The following is a 14,519-nucleotide window of genomic DNA, read 5'->3' as shown; positions in this document are numbered from 1 at the left end:
CTATTGCACTCCCAGCAAGCGCCGACGAAGATCCCGATCATCGCGGAGCATGGCAGCCTCCCCCGTCCAGACGATCCGGCCCCGATCGATCACCGCGGCGTGATCGGCGACCGACAGCGCGATCTCGGCATTCTGCTCCACCAACAGCGAGGCGATGCCCTCGCTCTTCATGCGCAGAATCGTCGCCAGCACGTCGCCGACGATCTTGGGCGCCAGTCCCTGGCTCGGCTCGTCGAACAGCACCAGGCCGGGCGAGCCGACCAGCGCGCGCGCGATCGCCACCATCTGCATTTCGCCGCCCGACAGGTTCTCGCAGTCACGCTCCATCAAATATTCGAGCGGCGAGAAGATTGCGGCGGCCTCCTTGACGGACCAGTTACGGAAGCGCGTGCGCTTCTGCGCGATCGACAGATTGCGCGCCACCGACAAGGTCGGGCACAGCCGCCGGTCGTCGGGCACCCAGCCGATGCCGGCGCGCGCGATCTCGTGCGTCGGCTCGCGCGTGACGTCGTGGCCGTCGAAACGAACCGCGCCACGGCGCGGCCGTGTCAACCCGAGGATCGAGCGCAACATGGTGGTCTTGCCGGCGCCGTTGGGTCCGAGCAGCGCAAAGACCTTCGCCTGCTCGATGGCGAGCGAGGCGCCGAACAGCGCCTGGGTTTCGCCGTAGAAAGTATCGAGCCCGTCCACTTCGAGGATCATGCGAACTTCCCGAGATTGGAGCGCCGGACCCATTCGTTCTGCTGCAGTTCATGCGGCGTGCCGCGCGCCACCACTTGGCCCCAATGGATAACGGAGATGCGGTCGGCGAGCGAGAACAGGAACTCCATGTCGTGCTCGATCGCGACGATGGTGAGCTTGCCCTTCAACCGCGCGACGAGAGCCGCCAGCCGCTGCACGCCGTCTGAGCCGAGGCCGGAGGTCGGCTCGTCCAGGCACAGCACCCGCGGAGCCTGTGCCAGCGCGACCGCAATCTCCAGCGCGCGGCGGTCGCCGTAGGAGAGATCCCTGGCGCGGATATCGCCCTTGTCCGCAAGCCCGACGGCGGCGAGCGCTTCGCTCGCCTGATCGGTGAAGCTGCGATCACCGGCCGCAGCGCGCGCGATGTCGAGCCCCCGTGCGCGAAACGCCGGCAAGCCGACCATGACGTTGTCACGCGCGGAAAATTCGTCGAACAGCGTCATGATCTGGAACGAGCGGGCAATGCCCTTGGCCGCAATGCGATGCGGGCTAAGGCCCGTGACGTCCTCGCCGCCGAGCCGGATCGAGCCGCGACTCGGTTTCACCTGGCCGGTGAGGACGTTGAAGAACGTGGTCTTGCCGGCGCCGTTCGGCCCCATCACGCCGTGGAATTCGCCCTCCCCGACGGAGAGATCGACGCTCTCCAGCACCACGCGATCGCCGAAGCGGACATGCACGCCCGCGGCCTCGATCATGCTCATCGCCCGCCTCCGACCAGGAGCCGCATCGCGGACGTGCCTCGCCGCCTGAGAGCGTTGAGGGAATGCTGGCGCACGGCCGCCGAGAACGCACCCGCGATGCCTTCGGGCCGGAACAGCACGATCGCCATGAACAGAAGGCCGAAATAGAGCATCCAGGCATTGGTCAGCGCGCCGATCACATCGCGCGCGGTGAGGAAGAGGAACACGCCGATCACGGGGCCCCAGAAGCTGACAAGCCCGCCGCCGACCAGCGTCATCATCACGACGTAGCCGGATTGATGCAGGCTCATGACGTCGGGGAATGCGGCAAGCTGCGCCATCGCGAACAGGCCGCCTGCAAAGCCTGACAGCGCGGCGGACAGGGTGAAGACCGAGGCCTTGTAGAGCCACACATTGTAGCCGAGATGCGCGGCGCGAACTTCGCTTTGCCGGATCGCAGCAACGATACGGCCATAGGGCGAATGCACCAGGCGCCACATCACCGCGACGGCGACCGCGAACACCGCGAGCACGAAATAGTAGAATGCGACGTTATCGGTGAGATCGAACGACACCAGGCCAAGATCCGCCGGAAGCCGCTTGATCTTGAGCAGCCCGTCCTCACCGCCGGTGACCCGATGCGACTTGATGGCAAGCGTCCAGAAAATCTGGCCGAAGGCGATCGTCATGAAGGCGTAGTAGATGCCGCGCCGGTGCGAGATGAACAGCGCCACCAGCGCGCCGGCAAGGCCGGCCGCGAGCGTCGCCGCAGCAAGACAAACCCAGAGATTGGCGACGATATCGAACTGGCAGAGCCCGAAGGCATAGGCGCCGATGCCGAAATAGGCGCCGTGGCCGAACGACGGCAGCCCGGCCGTACCCAGCACCAGGTTGAAGGCCAGCGCATAGAGCGACCAGATCAGGATCTCGATCCCGAGATAGGGATAAAGACCGATACGCGTGATCCAGAGCGGCACCGTCGCCAGCACCAGCCAGAGCACCAGCATCGTCGGCGTGACCAGACGCGCAGCGTCGGATGAGGTCGTCGAGCCTACAATCATTCCCTAGACCTCGAGCACGCTCTTCTTGCCCCAGAGGCCCCGCGCGCGGAACGTCACGACGGCAACGAGCAGGATGTACATGGACAGCAGCGACCATTCGGACGCATAGGCCCCGGCGAGGCCGACGCAAAGCCCGACCAGGAGACCGGCGACGACAGCGCCCCAAAAGCTTCCGACGCCGCCGAGCACGATGACGAGGAAGGCGGGGATGACGGCGTCGACGCCCATATGCGGGCGAATGCCCCAGATCGGCGCGACGATGATGCCGGCGATCGCCGCCAGCATGGTGCCGAACACGAACACCAGCAGTCGCAGCCGCGACAGATTGATGCCGAGCGCGCGCACGATCTCGCTGTCATGCGCGCCCGCCTTCACGGTCGCACCGAACGAGGTCTTTTCGATCAGGACCCAGACCAGAGCGATGATCCCGGCCGCGATGCCTGCTGCGTAGAAGCGATAGCTCGACCAGATCAGGTCGCCAAACAGAAAGCCGCCATTGATGGCTGAAGGCACCTGCAGCACATAGTCGCGCGTGCCCCAGACCAGGCGGATCAGCTCCTCGATCACCATCGCCGCGCCGAAGGTCAACAACAGGCCGTAAAGCGGGTCCTTGCCGTAGGTCCGCCGCATGCAGAACTCGATCAGCATGCCGATAAGGCCGACGATGACGGGCGCGACGACGAGGGTGACTGCATAGCGCCAGCCGAGCGGCAGCGCGAGCCACGCTTTCGCAAGATCAGCCGGCAAGGGCGGGCGCGGCCCGGTGAGTTGCATGGCGACATAGGCGCCGAGGGCGAACAGCGAGCCGTGCGCCAGATTGATCTGCTCCATCAGCCCGACGATGAGCATGAAGCCGAGCGCGATCAGCGCGAACAACAGGCCGAGCGTCAGGCCGTTCACAAGATGCGGAAGGAGGTCGAACAAGGTTTTGGTCTCGCAACTGTCATTCCAAGACGGGCGCGGGTGACGCCGCACTGGTGGCGTCACCCCTTCCATCGATATGACGACCCTTCCTCAGGAATCGACGGTCGGCACCTGCTCATAGGGCGTCAGCTTGCACTTGGTCGGCGCGGCGTCATCGGCGGCCGATTTCGGTTCGGTCCAACTGATGATCTCGTAGAGATCGGTGTTGTCCGTCGGCTTGGCGTTGCGCCGAGCCAGATAGATCGTCTGCTGCATCTGATGCGTCACCGGATCCATGTAGGCATCGAAATGCTGCATGCGGTCGGTCGCCGAGACTTTCAGGTTCTCGAGCTCCTTGATGATCTTGACGTTGTTGGTCGACCCTGCCCGCTCGATCGCCCGGAGCAGCTCGCGCGTCGACATGTATCCGTTGTAGGAGACATTGCCGGGCACCGGGATCGGTCCGTCCCTGTTGGCGGCCTGCCACTTCTTGACGAACTCGGCGACACCGGGCAATTGCAGCTTGTGGTACCAGGTCGTGCCGAACACGCCGAACAGGCTGTCGGGCGCGCCCCAGACGTCGGGCCAGTCCTGCTGGTTGTTGATCCAGGCCGGCTTGCCGTCGAGCTTGAGCTGCGCCACCTGCTCGCGCAGCGCCTTGATGTCGTCACCGCCGATCGCGGTGGCGACCACGTCGGGTTTGGCTTGCTGGATCTTCAGCAGATACGCCGTGAAGTCGCGCGTATTCTGCGGCACCAGCAGATTGTCGATGATCTTGCCGCCGGCAGCCTCGACCTGGGTCTTGGTCGCGGCGGACGTCGTGTGGCCCCAGACATAGTCGTTGGTCAGCAGCATCCAGTTCTTGCCGATGGAATCGACCGCGTTCTTGACCGATGCCTTGGAGAAATTGGTGCCGTTGCCGTCCCAGACGAACTTGACGCGCGAGCAATTCTCGCCGGCTTCGCTCGGCGCCGAGGAGTTCGTGTTCAGATAGATCACGCCGTATTTGCTGGCGACCTGGGTGATGGCGTTGGCGACGCCGGAATGCAGCGCGCCGATCAGGATGGTGCAGTCCTCGCGGGTGATGAAGCGTTCGGCGACACGGCTGCCGGTGGCCGGCGTCGTTTCGGTGTCCGCGGTGATGAAACTGACCTGACGGCCGAGCACCCCGCCTTTGGCGTTGAACTCGTCGATCGCCATCTTGATGCCGCGGAAATCATCCTGGCCGCTGTTGCCGTATTGACCGCTGGCATCGCAGGTCAGGCCGAGCTTGATCGGCTTCGCGCCTTGCGCCCAGACGTGGTTCTCCCGCCATGGCCCGAAAAAGCTGCCGGAGCCGGCGAGCACACTGGCCATCAAGCTGCCCTTCAAAACGCTCCGCCGTGAGATCTGACGCACTCTCATCGCTTCCTCCCGTTTCGATGTTCTTGCTCTTCTTTATTCATTTAGAATATTCATTCCATGAGATAAGTAAAGTAGAATGTTTGATCCAAATCGTGAAATGCCGTTAAACAGGTTGGCCGATCCGGAGACCCGACTCGATGAACAAGGCCCAGGGCGTGATGAGTTACGACGAGCTGCGCGGCGCGATTGCGCAGCGGCACCGCGCCTTGTCGGGCCGGCTGCAGCAGATCGCGGAGTTCGTGCTCGATCATCCGACCGATGTCGCGCTCGGCACCGTGGCGGAGGTCGCGCAGCGCTCTGGCGTGCCGCCCTCGGCGATCGTGCGCTTTGCCCATGCGCTCGGATTCGGCGGCTTCACCGAGATGCAGCAGGTGTTCCGCTCCCGACTCGTTGCCGGCGTTGCTCCCAGCTACAAGGCGCGGCTCGCGCGCATGAAGAGCGAGGAGAAATCAGTGCTCGGCCGCCAGCCCGCCGCGGTGCTGTCGCGCTTCGTCTCGGAAGCGCAATCGGCGCTGATGACCCTCAGTCAGTCCGTGCACACGCGCGAGCTCGAGGCAGCGACAGCGATCCTCGCGAAAGCGCGCGACATCTATCTGCTGGGCCTCGGCGGCTCCTTTCCGGTCGCGATTCACCTCGCCTATGTCTTGCGCAAGCTCGGACGCCGCGTCGTGCTGCTGGACGGCGTCGGCGGCAGCATCCACGAGCAGTCGCACGCAGCCACCGCAGACGATGCGCTGGTCGCGATCAGCTTCCGGAACTACTACCCCGACACGGCCCGGCTGTTCCCCGACCTCATCGCGCGCGGCGTGCCCACCATATCGATCACCGACAGCCTGCTGAGCCCGATCGTCGAAGGCGCAAGCGTCGTGTTCGAGATCCAGGACATGCCCGAGCCGGCGCTGCGCACGCTGGTGGCGCCGATGTGCCTGGTGCAGGCACTGGCGATCGGCCTCGACCTCGCGGCAGACTGACAATTCATAACGGAGAAGATCATGGCGTCGCATGACGGAACGAGAATCCTGGCCGGCCAAGTCGCGCTGGTGACGGGCGCGGGACGCGGGCTCGGCCGCGCCTTTGCAGAGAAGCTTGCCGCGCTCGGCGCCGACGTCGCCATCCACGGCATGCGCGAGAACGGGCCGGCGGAATACGGCGAGGGTACCACGCTGACCGCGGTGGCCGCGGAGATCGGCGAGCAATATGGCGTACGCAGCAGGCCTGTGCTCGGCGATCTCACCAGGAGCGAAGACATCGCACGCGTGTTCGCCGAGACGGAGAGCGCGCTCGGTCCGGTCGATATCCTCGTGCACAATGCCGGTGGCGATATCGCGGCTGCCGGCGGCAAACCCGATCCGAACGATGCGGTTCATATCAAGGAAGCCGACATCCGTGCCGTGCTGGAGCGTAACCTGCTCTCGACCATCCTGACCTGCCAGGCGGCCGCAAAGGGCATGATGGAACGGCAGCGCGGACGCATCGTCACGCTCGGCTCGGTCGCCGCTTTCAAGGGGCGCACCAACGGCTCGATCTATGCGGTGGCGAAGGCCGGCGTGACGCATTACACACGCTGCCTCGCCGACCAGCTCCGCCCCTACGACATCGCGGTGAACTGCATCGCGCCGGGCGACACCCGCACCGGCCGCTTCCTCGGCACCCGTGCGGTCGATCCGAACCGGATGGTCGAGACCGGCACGCTTGATCGCATCGCGACTGTCGATGAGATCGCGCGGGTCGTCGAGTTCTTCGCAGGCCCCATGGGCGCCTTCGTCTCAGGCCAAGTGCTGCGGATCGACGGCGGCGGACAATGCTGGCCGGGCTGACAACCCAGAAAATGAAAAGGGCCGCTGCGAGCGGCCCTTTTGCGTCATCTCGAATTGCTGCGCCTCACTCCACCCGCGCCAGCACCGCGAGCTTGCGGATGCCCTTGTTGCGATAGGCGTCGAGGAACGCGTAATAATCCTTGAACGACACGCAGCCGTTGGAATCGCCGTTCGGCCCGAGCATGAAGGTGTGGGCGAGCAGGCCGTCGCGACCGTAGATCGAGCTCTCGCCGCCGATCGGGGTGAGGCGCAGCGCCGGCACGCCGTGGAACAGCGCCTCGCGCGGCTTCAGCGTATAGATGTGCGGCGGCGTCACGCCGCGCATGCGCAGGCGGCGCGAGTCCGGATCGTCGCGGTTGGCGCCAAGGCCGGAATGCGCCTCGAGCCTGGTGCCGTCGGGCAGATACACCATCTTGGCCGTGATGTCGTAGACCGCGGTGTCCCGCTCATAAGGCGGAGCGCCGCCGAACATCGGGTTCTGCTCCTTCGGGGCGATGGACGCAGTGATGCTGGCATCGGCCGAGGCGTAGGCGAGCAGCCCGCCGGACGCTTCGCGCTTGCCCCACAGCTTTTCCACCATCGCCTGGCGCGGAGCGGTGATCGACATCACCGCGGCTTTGGCACGGTCGGCGAAGGATTTTTGCTTGGGCTCGGGCGCCGGCACGATCTCGGCCGGGTCGGCCGAGGCGAGTTGCAGCTGGGCAGCCGGCGCGCGCTTGGTCTTGTCCGCGGTGTTGTCGGCGCCCTTGGCCGCCGGCTTCAGCGCTTCCGCGACCTTCGCGATCACGCCCTGCTTCGGGGCGTCTTTGGCCACCGCAACGACCTGCGTTGCGGGTGCGGCGCTTGCGGCATTCGACGGCACACCTTGCGTTGCGGCCGCGGCAAAGCGCTCGTTGAACATCTCGCGCGAGATCGGAGCTGCGACCTGGAGGCGGTCGGGCAGCAGTGCGAAGGTTTCCTTGATGGCCTCGCCGGCCTCGCGCAGCACCACCCTGGGCGCGCGCTTGATCACCGGCTCGTCGTAGCCGCTGCTGCCGACGGTCGGATAGACGCTCGCGCCGAAGATGTTGCTGTGGATAGTCCAGCCGGCGCCCATCACGGCGCAGCCGATCGCTGCGGCGCCAAGCCAATTGGTCGTGGTTATTTTCCGGGAAGATTTCCGCGAATTGTTCGTCGAGAAATTCTTGGACTTCCGTGCCGCGTTACTCTGCGCAGCGATACTCGTACTCATTCGCCTTGCGTCCAGGACGGTGTCACTCAGTCCCCCTTCGAAGTGCCGCTGGTCACGATCCGGGAACAGCATCTCGCAGAGGGTCGGAGCGTCATTAAGGCGACTTTTAGTTAAATGCGGATTAAGTTTTGGCGGATCTGCGGCAACACGTTAATGCTGTCCCGTTTTGAGAAAAAAGCCCGCAGAATTACGGACTTAGTCGGGTCTGTTAACTATAATTCCCGGCCGGTTCAGCACGCTTTGCCGACGTCTGCGGCCACATCCATGACGCACTCGAGAACGTCGTTTTCGTGGCCCTCGACTGCCCTGAACGTAACGCGCCAGCGTTGCGCGGGGCTGGTGAACGACGCGTCCGATTGGCCTCGTCCGCCGACCGCGCGGCCGGGGCGCATGCGCATGACGCGCCGCGCGACATCACGCGGCACGGCGCCGTGACTGAAAGTTGATCGCGTCGGTTCTGGACATCGCGGGCGCGAGAAAATAGCTCCCACTTCGGCACTTTTCAGCAGCCTCTGCGCGTGATACGGTACCGTATCATCCTGCCCTGAGCTGTGCCGAGCACGCAAACGGAGGCTGGCATGAGAGGGATCGCGCGCGCAGGGTTTTTCGCCCTGGCGGGGTCGTTTCTGTTGATCGGATCTGCGACTGCGCAGCCCGCGGCGAACGCCGGCTGCACGGCCTCGCCTTCGGCTGCCGGGACGCAGACCTGGCGTTGCGACAACGGCATCACCATCGTTGCGGAAAACGGCGCCAGATTTGAACTTAAGGACGCCAACCGCGACGGACATATAGACTCGGTCGAATTGAGCAGCAAAGCGTTGCTGGTCGAGGTGCCCAAGAAGCCGCGCGGCAATCCTTTCAAGGTGCTGACGCCGCAAGCGATTGCCGCGGTGCGCGGCACGAAATGGGCGGTCGATGTCGCTGACGCCAAGACTTCCGTGTTCGTCGCAGACGGCCGCGTCGGCGTGAGTCGCAGGGCTCGTGGACGCGCCGTCGTGCTCGGCCCCGGTGAAGGCGTCGATGTCGAGGCAACCGGCCCGTTGACCGTCAAGACCTGGGGCCAGCCGCGCGTCGACGCGCTCATGGCCAGACTCGGGCAATGAGCCCGGGCCGGCAAGGCCCGGCCCATGAGATTTGGATTATACGATTGCAAGAGAGCATGCGTAGCCGACGCGTTCAGATCCTGGTGGCCCTCGTCCTCACCGCGCTGTGGGGCGCGGCCATCTATGCGACACACGCCCAGGGCCATCTGCGCTTCCTGGACCGCCTCGAAGCCACGTTGACGGATTGGCGGACCCAGGCCCGCGGCGTGCGGCGTCCGCCGGATCTCGTCACCATCGTCGCGATCGACGACACCGTCGTGAAGCGCGGCGGAACCTATCCGCTGCCGCGCGCCGATCTTGCCCGCGTCGTCGACACCATCGTGCAGTTCAAGCCGAAGGTCGTGGCGATCGACCTGCTGCTGATCGACCGGAGCGCCGCGATCGGCGATGCGACGCTGGCCAACACGCTCGCCACCGGCCCCATGGTGCTCGCGGCCGCCGCCATCTTCCCCTCGGCCAGCGAAACCGTGGCGCCCAGCCGCGAAGGACCGCTGGCCGTGCTGCCGGAGGCCGAGCGATTCCTGCAGCCATTGTCCGCATTCGCCGAGCACGCCGAGGTCGGCATCGTCAATGTCGCGACAGGGCAATCAGGCTCGCCGCTCGCGGTGCCGATGCTGTTCCGGACACGCGACAAGGTCGAGCTGTCGTTCCCGTTGCGCGTCGCGGCCCGCGCGCTCGACGAGCCGCTGACCGTCGCGCCGGGCCATCTCATGCTCGGCGATCGCGTGGTGCCGACCGACGGCAATATGGCATTGCCGATCACCTATTACGGCCCGCGCCGCACCATCCGCACCGTCAGCGCACAGAGCATCTTCGACGGCACGCTCGATCGTGCGGCGATCGAGAATCGGATCGTCGTGATCGGCGCCTCCGTCGCCGGCGGCGGCGACTTCTATCCGACGCCGTTCGATTCCCTGATGCCCGGCGTCGAGGTGGTCTCGACCGCGATCACGCATCTCGTCGCCGGCGACGCCATGTTGCGTGACCATCGGGTCCGCATTGCCGACGCGCTCACGGCGATCCTGTTGCCAATGCTGCTGGTGGGCCTGCTCGCCTGGCGGCGCATCGCGCTCGGCACCATGGCGGCGGCCGCGGTGATGATCGCCTGGGCAGGGCTCAACCTGCTCGCGTTTACGCACGGCGTCTGGCTGAATGCTGCGACCACGCTCGCCGCGGCGGTGCCGCCGGTCGCCGTCTTTGCCGGCATACAGCTGTGGGCCGGAAGCCGCCGCACGCAATACTTCGCCGCCAAGAGCAGGTTGCTCGCGCAATTCCAGGCGCCGGCCGTGCAGGAGTGGCTGGCGCACGACCCGAACTTCCTGTCGAAGCCGGTGCGGCAGGATGCAGCCGTGGTGTTCGTCGATCTGTCCGGATTCACCGGCCTGAGTGAGCGGATCGATCCGGACGAGCTCACGGATGTTCTGAAGGCGTTTCATGCGCTGATCGACCGGACCGCGATCGATTGCGGCGGCATGATCACCGGCTTTCTCGGCGACGGCGCCATGATCCTGTTCGGGCTGCCGCGCGCGATGCCCGACGATTCGGCGCGCGCGCTGAAATGCGCGGTCGACCTGCACCGCGGCCTCGCACGCTGGATCGCATCGCTGCCGCCGGCGATCGCAGGTCAGCTCGGCTTCAAGATCGGCGCGCATTGCGGCCCCATCGTCGCCTCGCGGCTCGGCGAGAGCCATCAGCACATCACGGCGACGGGCGACACCGTCAACGTCGCAAGCCGGCTGATGGAGATTGCCGCGCAGAACGATGCGCGGCTCGCGCTGAGCGACACGCTGCTGGATGCGGCCGACTTCCAGGGCGCGCCCGACGGCGTCCTGTCCGGCCCCCTGCTCGCCCAGGTCCGCGGCCGCTCGGGCGTCGTGACGGTCTGGTTCTGGCGCGATCGCGATGGGCGCAAGCAGGGCGCGACCAAGGCCGAGGCGATCGACTAAGCCGCTACCGCGCTTCCGGCGGCGGCGAGCGGTCCAGCACCTCGCCTTTGGCGCCTTCCAGCAGGTCGATGCCGTAGGTCTCGATCACGAGCGGTCCGCGCTTGCGCTGCAACTGCGCCACCTGCGTCACCTTCGCAAAGAGAGCGTTGAGGGCGGGATGACCGTCGGCGCGCAGCTCGTCGACATAGAGCAGCTTGCCGGCGAGCAGCTTGGGATCGGGCTCGGCCATGTTGATCCAGCGGATGCGCTGACTTTGCTGCGCGACGCAGGTGCCGCGCGGCAGATAGAAAGCGAGCCAGCTCGTGGTGCCGTAATCCTGCGCGAGCACGCAAGCCGCGCCATGGCGCGCGCGCTCCGCTTCGATTCCCGCGGCGAGCTCGCGCCAGCCGACACCGACACTGCGCACGGTGGCATCGCGGCGATATCCGGACAACCAGCCGGTATTGGCCTGCACGATCAAGGCTGCGAACATGATGATGCCCACAGGCGCGGCCCAGCGCAGACAGAATTCGACGATGCGCCGCTGCCGCGGCTTCCATTGCGCGAGGTTGGCAGCGGCCGCGGCAATGACGAACGGCGGATACACCGGCGCGAACCAGTTGGCCTCGACGCGCGCATGCAGCGAATGCCAGACGAAATAGGCGACGATGGTCCAGAACATCGTCTCGATCAGCACGCGCGAGGCCAGCGCGCCGGCGCGCTGCCAGGTCAGCGCGTGGAGGCCCATCGCGCCGAGGATGAAGACCAGCGGCGTTGCGAACGCGATCTGGGTCGGGACCAGCTCGGCGATGAAGACGGGGCGGAAGTCCTCGATCCTGGCGCGGCCGAGCTGCTTTGCGAACGAGACCCATTGATGGTCCGCATTCCAGAGGATCACCGGCGAGAACAGCGCCAGCGCGACGAGGCCGCCGAGATAGGGCCAGGGCGAGAGAAACCAGCGTCGCAGTTTCGGTACGCACGCAAGCCAGATCAGGATCGCCGGCCCGAAGAACATCGCGGTATATTTCGACAGCAGCGCCGCGCCGACCGCCACGCCGACCGCGAGCCACCAGGCGCCCCGTCCCGTCTCCAGCACCTTGGCGAGGAAGAACAGCACGAAGCTCGAGGCGACCAGCAGCGGCGCATCGGGCGTGACGATCAGCGTGCCGACGGAGGCCAGCAGCGTCACGTTGAGCAGGATCGCGCTGGTCGCAGCCACACGTGCGCCGCCGAACAGGATCGCGGCGGAGCGATAGACCGCATAGCTCATCGGCAGCGCCAGCAGGATCGAGACGAGGCGGACGCCGAGCTCGGTGTCGCCCGCGATCATGGTGCCGGCGCGGATCACATAGGCGACCATGGGGGGGTGGTCGTAATAGCCTCCGGCGAGGCTCTTCGACCACATCCAGTAATAGGCTTCGTCGAACGTAATGGGCGTGAACGCGGCTGCGACGAGCCGCAATCCCACCAGCGCGACAATCAGCAGCGCGGTGTTGCGGACGATCCGCGCGTCAGCTCCGCCCATGTCGCGCTATTTCTTGCGCCAGACGAACAGTCCGGACATCGCGTAGTTCCACACCACGCCCATCAGCGCGCCCGCCAGGCCCGCCAGCCACCAGATCGGCTCCTGGTCGTAGACCGAGAAGGCGACCCCGACATTGGCGAGCAGGCCGACGCTGCACACGATGTAGAAGGCGATCAGGCCGCGGAGCAGCGCAAGACCCTTCAGCCGCTGGTCGCGATAGGTGAGGAAGTTGTTGAGGATGAAATTGCTGGTCATGGCGACGATGGCGCCGGCGGCCTGCGCCTCCGGGAACGGCGCGTTGAACAGGCGAAGCGCGATGAACAGCGTGGTCAGGTGCACCACGAGGCCGATGCCGCCGACCATCGCGAACAGGATGAAGCGCAGCGAGACGACGTCGTTGGTCAGCTTGGCGAAGACGAGACCGAGGAAGTCGAGCGCGACCATGGAATCGAGCTTGCTCTCGCCGTGCTGGCGGGCGCCGAAGGTGTAGGGAATCTCGACCGCCCGCAAGCTGCCGTGTGCCGTCGCGACGATGTCGAGCAGGATCTTGAAGCCGTGCACGGAGAGCTTCGGTGCGAGCTGCTCGAAACGATCGCGGCGGATCATGAAGAAGCCGCTCATGGGATCGGCAATCTCCACCCGCAACATCTTCTTGGCGACCTCGGTCGCGAGCGCGCTGGCGCCGGCACGCTGCCTGTTGAAGCCTTCGCTCTTGTAGCCCTCGATGTAGCGGCTGCCGACGACGAGATCGGCCTGATCGCTCGCGAGCAAGAGCAGCATCTTGGGCAGCTGCGTCTCGTCGTGCTGGAGGTCGGCATCGATCACGGCCACGAAAGGAGCGCTCGAGGCAAGGATGCCCTCGATGCAGGCGCCCGACAGGCCGCGGCGGCCGATGCGGCGGACACAGCGCACGCGGCTGTCGCGCTGCGCCAGCTCGCGCACGACATCCCAGGTGCCGTCGGGCGAATTGTCATCGACGAACACGACCTCCCAGGCGACGTTGGCGAGCGTCGCCTCGAGGCGCCGATACAGCACGGTGACGTTGTCGCGCTCGTTGAAAGTCGGGACGATGACCGATAGTTCCGGCCCCTCGTGGGCTTGGTTGTCGACGCCCGGTCTGATCGCTTCGTTCATGACGGCAGCGTATATCCGCCGCATCCTGCGCTGCCAAGCCGGGGTTCTGGGGAATGGCCGAAAAGGGGCCTAAAATGCCAACGACCCCGGAACGGCGGGCCGCGCGTACATCCGGCGCAAGCCTTAAGCTATTCCAAGGTCGTCCCAGCGACGGAGGTCTTTACGCTCAACGTCGCCGTTAGAAGCTAGATGGGAATGGCAAAAGCGTTCCGCAAGGGGCGGAAATCCGATTTTCAAACCCTATTGGTTGGGCACTTCCCGGATGACCGGCCCGCGCGGCGCGGGCGCGACCGGCGCTGCGGGCGCCGCCGCAGGAGCCGGCTCGGCCTTCGCCGGCTTGGGCGGCTTGCCGTACTGGCCGATCGGCCCGAACACGACGGCAACCGCAAGGACGACCGCCGCGACGATCGCCCCCAGAATGCCACCCACCGACTCAGACGACATGCAAGTTCCTGCTCCAGACAGGCTCACTGATACCATGGATGAGCGCGCGACTGGAAGGCCCAGGGCGAATCGCCAATGGCGAATGAGCCTGGCCTGCGTTGTCGTCCTATTCGCTATTCGCCACTCCCCTACTTCTGGGGCGGCCGGTGCTTGACGAAGGCCATCACGATGTCCTTCTGCGCCGCCTCCACCGCTCTGTTCGCGGTGGCGAGATGAGCGCCGGCATCGATATCAGGATATTGCGTGGTGAGATAGTCGAGCAGCGTGACCCGGTAATATTGCCGCTCCGACGGACAGGCGCCCGCAACCGAGCGGCCGAAATCCTGCTCCGACAGGCCCTGATTGGACTGCCGCGAATATTCCCGCGCCAAGCAATGCCAGTAGTCGTCGCGGCCCTGCTGGGCGAGCTTCTGCGCGCCCTTCGCGTCGTCGTCATCCGCCACGGCAGAACTTGTCACGGCAGAACTTGTCATGGCAGCAGATGTCATCATGACGAGCGCGGCTCCTACCACCAGCATCCGCATCTTGGTCTCCTTCTTCGCGGGCCCGTC

General features: G+C 65.7%; 14 protein-coding genes. 4 read left to right on the top strand and 10 right to left on the bottom strand.

From position 1 onward, the window contains the following. From AC24YW_RS15155 to AC24YW_RS15135, 5 genes are all read right to left on the bottom strand, one after another. Entirely contained in the window at positions 1-702 is a 702-nt protein-coding gene (locus tag AC24YW_RS15155) for an ABC transporter ATP-binding protein (protein ID WP_487483495.1), read from the bottom strand. Continuing rightward, the gene (locus AC24YW_RS15150; RefSeq protein ID WP_487483494.1) at positions 699-1,442 is read right to left on the bottom strand and encodes an ABC transporter ATP-binding protein; all 744 of its coding nucleotides are present in this window, start codon (positions 1,440-1,442) and stop codon (positions 699-701) included. Before AC24YW_RS15150 ends, AC24YW_RS15155 begins: the two co-directional genes overlap by 4 nt. Further along, positions 1,439-2,482, bottom strand: coding sequence for a branched-chain amino acid ABC transporter permease (locus AC24YW_RS15145; protein WP_487483493.1), 1,044 nt, complete (start codon positions 2,480-2,482; stop codon positions 1,439-1,441). The genes AC24YW_RS15150 and AC24YW_RS15145 overlap by 4 nt, the downstream gene beginning before the upstream one ends. 3 nt (positions 2,483-2,485) lie before the next feature. After that, on the bottom strand, positions 2,486-3,406 hold the full coding sequence (locus AC24YW_RS15140) for a branched-chain amino acid ABC transporter permease (RefSeq protein WP_487483492.1): 921 nt from the start codon (positions 3,404-3,406) through the stop codon (positions 2,486-2,488). Positions 3,407-3,496: 90 nt separating this feature from the next. Next, positions 3,497-4,741, bottom strand: coding sequence for an ABC transporter substrate-binding protein (locus tag AC24YW_RS15135; protein ID WP_487483491.1), 1,245 nt, complete (start codon positions 4,739-4,741; stop codon positions 3,497-3,499). A 185-nt stretch (positions 4,742-4,926) separates the two neighbouring features. Here AC24YW_RS15135 and AC24YW_RS15130 point away from each other — a divergent pair, with 185 nt between their 5' ends. Beyond that, complete coding sequence (locus AC24YW_RS15130) at positions 4,927-5,760, top strand: MurR/RpiR family transcriptional regulator (RefSeq protein WP_487483490.1); 834 nt, start codon at positions 4,927-4,929, stop codon at positions 5,758-5,760. Positions 5,761-5,781: 21 nt separating this feature from the next. Further along, positions 5,782-6,606 (top strand): SDR family NAD(P)-dependent oxidoreductase, encoded by an 825-nt coding sequence (locus AC24YW_RS15125; RefSeq protein ID WP_487483489.1) that lies wholly within the window; start codon positions 5,782-5,784, stop codon positions 6,604-6,606. A 64-nt stretch (positions 6,607-6,670) separates the two neighbouring features. Here AC24YW_RS15125 and AC24YW_RS15120 read toward each other — a convergent pair whose 3' ends face one another. Further along, the gene (locus AC24YW_RS15120; protein ID WP_487483802.1) at positions 6,671-7,750 is read right to left on the bottom strand and encodes a DUF2778 domain-containing protein; all 1,080 of its coding nucleotides are present in this window, start codon (positions 7,748-7,750) and stop codon (positions 6,671-6,673) included. 665 nt (positions 7,751-8,415) lie between these two features. On the opposite strand from AC24YW_RS15120, the gene AC24YW_RS15115 reads away from it, so the two are divergent. Both AC24YW_RS15115 and AC24YW_RS15110 read left to right on the top strand, forming a co-directional pair. Continuing rightward, the gene (locus tag AC24YW_RS15115; RefSeq protein WP_487483488.1) at positions 8,416-8,940 is read left to right on the top strand and encodes a FecR domain-containing protein; all 525 of its coding nucleotides are present in this window, start codon (positions 8,416-8,418) and stop codon (positions 8,938-8,940) included. 56 nt (positions 8,941-8,996) lie between these two features. Next, entirely contained in the window at positions 8,997-10,886 is a 1,890-nt protein-coding gene (locus AC24YW_RS15110) for a CHASE2 domain-containing protein (protein ID WP_487483487.1), read from the top strand. A 4-nt stretch (positions 10,887-10,890) separates the two neighbouring features. Here AC24YW_RS15110 and AC24YW_RS15105 read toward each other — a convergent pair whose 3' ends face one another. The 4 genes from AC24YW_RS15105 to AC24YW_RS15090 all read right to left on the bottom strand — a co-directional run bounded on the left by AC24YW_RS15105 (position 10,891) and on the right by AC24YW_RS15090 (position 14,492). Continuing rightward, positions 10,891-12,390 (bottom strand): glycosyltransferase family 39 protein, encoded by a 1,500-nt coding sequence (locus tag AC24YW_RS15105; RefSeq protein WP_487483486.1) that lies wholly within the window; start codon positions 12,388-12,390, stop codon positions 10,891-10,893. 6 nt (positions 12,391-12,396) lie between these two features. Next, the gene (locus AC24YW_RS15100) at positions 12,397-13,524 is read right to left on the bottom strand and encodes a glycosyltransferase family 2 protein (RefSeq protein WP_487483485.1); all 1,128 of its coding nucleotides are present in this window, start codon (positions 13,522-13,524) and stop codon (positions 12,397-12,399) included. Positions 13,525-13,764: 240 nt separating this feature from the next. Further along, positions 13,765-13,968: a hypothetical protein gene (locus tag AC24YW_RS15095; protein ID WP_036043631.1), complete on the bottom strand. Its 204-nt coding sequence runs from the start codon at positions 13,966-13,968 to the stop codon at positions 13,765-13,767. Between the two features lie 128 nt (positions 13,969-14,096). After that, positions 14,097-14,492, bottom strand: coding sequence for a hypothetical protein (locus AC24YW_RS15090; protein WP_487483484.1), 396 nt, complete (start codon positions 14,490-14,492; stop codon positions 14,097-14,099). Between the last annotated feature and the right edge of the window lie 27 nt (positions 14,493-14,519).

It is taken from the genome of Bradyrhizobium sp. USDA3516 (assembly GCF_057651995.1).
This window is presented reverse-complemented; position numbering and strand designations above follow the sequence as displayed.

Coding starts and splice junctions, on each gene's coding strand:
- AC24YW_RS15130 (WP_487483490.1), top strand. CDS start 4,927: ATGAACAAGGCCCAGGGCGTGATGAGTTACGACGAGCTGCGCGGCGCG.
- AC24YW_RS15135 (WP_487483491.1), bottom strand. CDS start 4,741: ATGGCCAGTGTGCTCGCCGGCTCCGGCAGCTTTTTCGGGCCATGGCGG.
- AC24YW_RS15095 (WP_036043631.1), bottom strand. CDS start 13,968: ATGTCGTCTGAGTCGGTGGGTGGCATTCTGGGGGCGATCGTCGCGGCG.
- AC24YW_RS15155 (WP_487483495.1), bottom strand. CDS start 702: ATGATCCTCGAAGTGGACGGGCTCGATACTTTCTACGGCGAAACCCAG.
- AC24YW_RS15125 (WP_487483489.1), top strand. CDS start 5,782: ATGGCGTCGCATGACGGAACGAGAATCCTGGCCGGCCAAGTCGCGCTG.
- AC24YW_RS15150 (WP_487483494.1), bottom strand. CDS start 1,442: ATGAGCATGATCGAGGCCGCGGGCGTGCATGTCCGCTTCGGCGATCGC.
- AC24YW_RS15145 (WP_487483493.1), bottom strand. CDS start 2,482: ATGATTGTAGGCTCGACGACCTCATCCGACGCTGCGCGTCTGGTCACG.
- AC24YW_RS15115 (WP_487483488.1), top strand. CDS start 8,416: ATGAGAGGGATCGCGCGCGCAGGGTTTTTCGCCCTGGCGGGGTCGTTT.
- AC24YW_RS15090 (WP_487483484.1), bottom strand. CDS start 14,492: ATGCGGATGCTGGTGGTAGGAGCCGCGCTCGTCATGATGACATCTGCT.
- AC24YW_RS15110 (WP_487483487.1), top strand. CDS start 8,997: ATGCGTAGCCGACGCGTTCAGATCCTGGTGGCCCTCGTCCTCACCGCG.
- AC24YW_RS15105 (WP_487483486.1), bottom strand. CDS start 12,390: ATGGGCGGAGCTGACGCGCGGATCGTCCGCAACACCGCGCTGCTGATT.
- AC24YW_RS15100 (WP_487483485.1), bottom strand. CDS start 13,524: ATGAACGAAGCGATCAGACCGGGCGTCGACAACCAAGCCCACGAGGGG.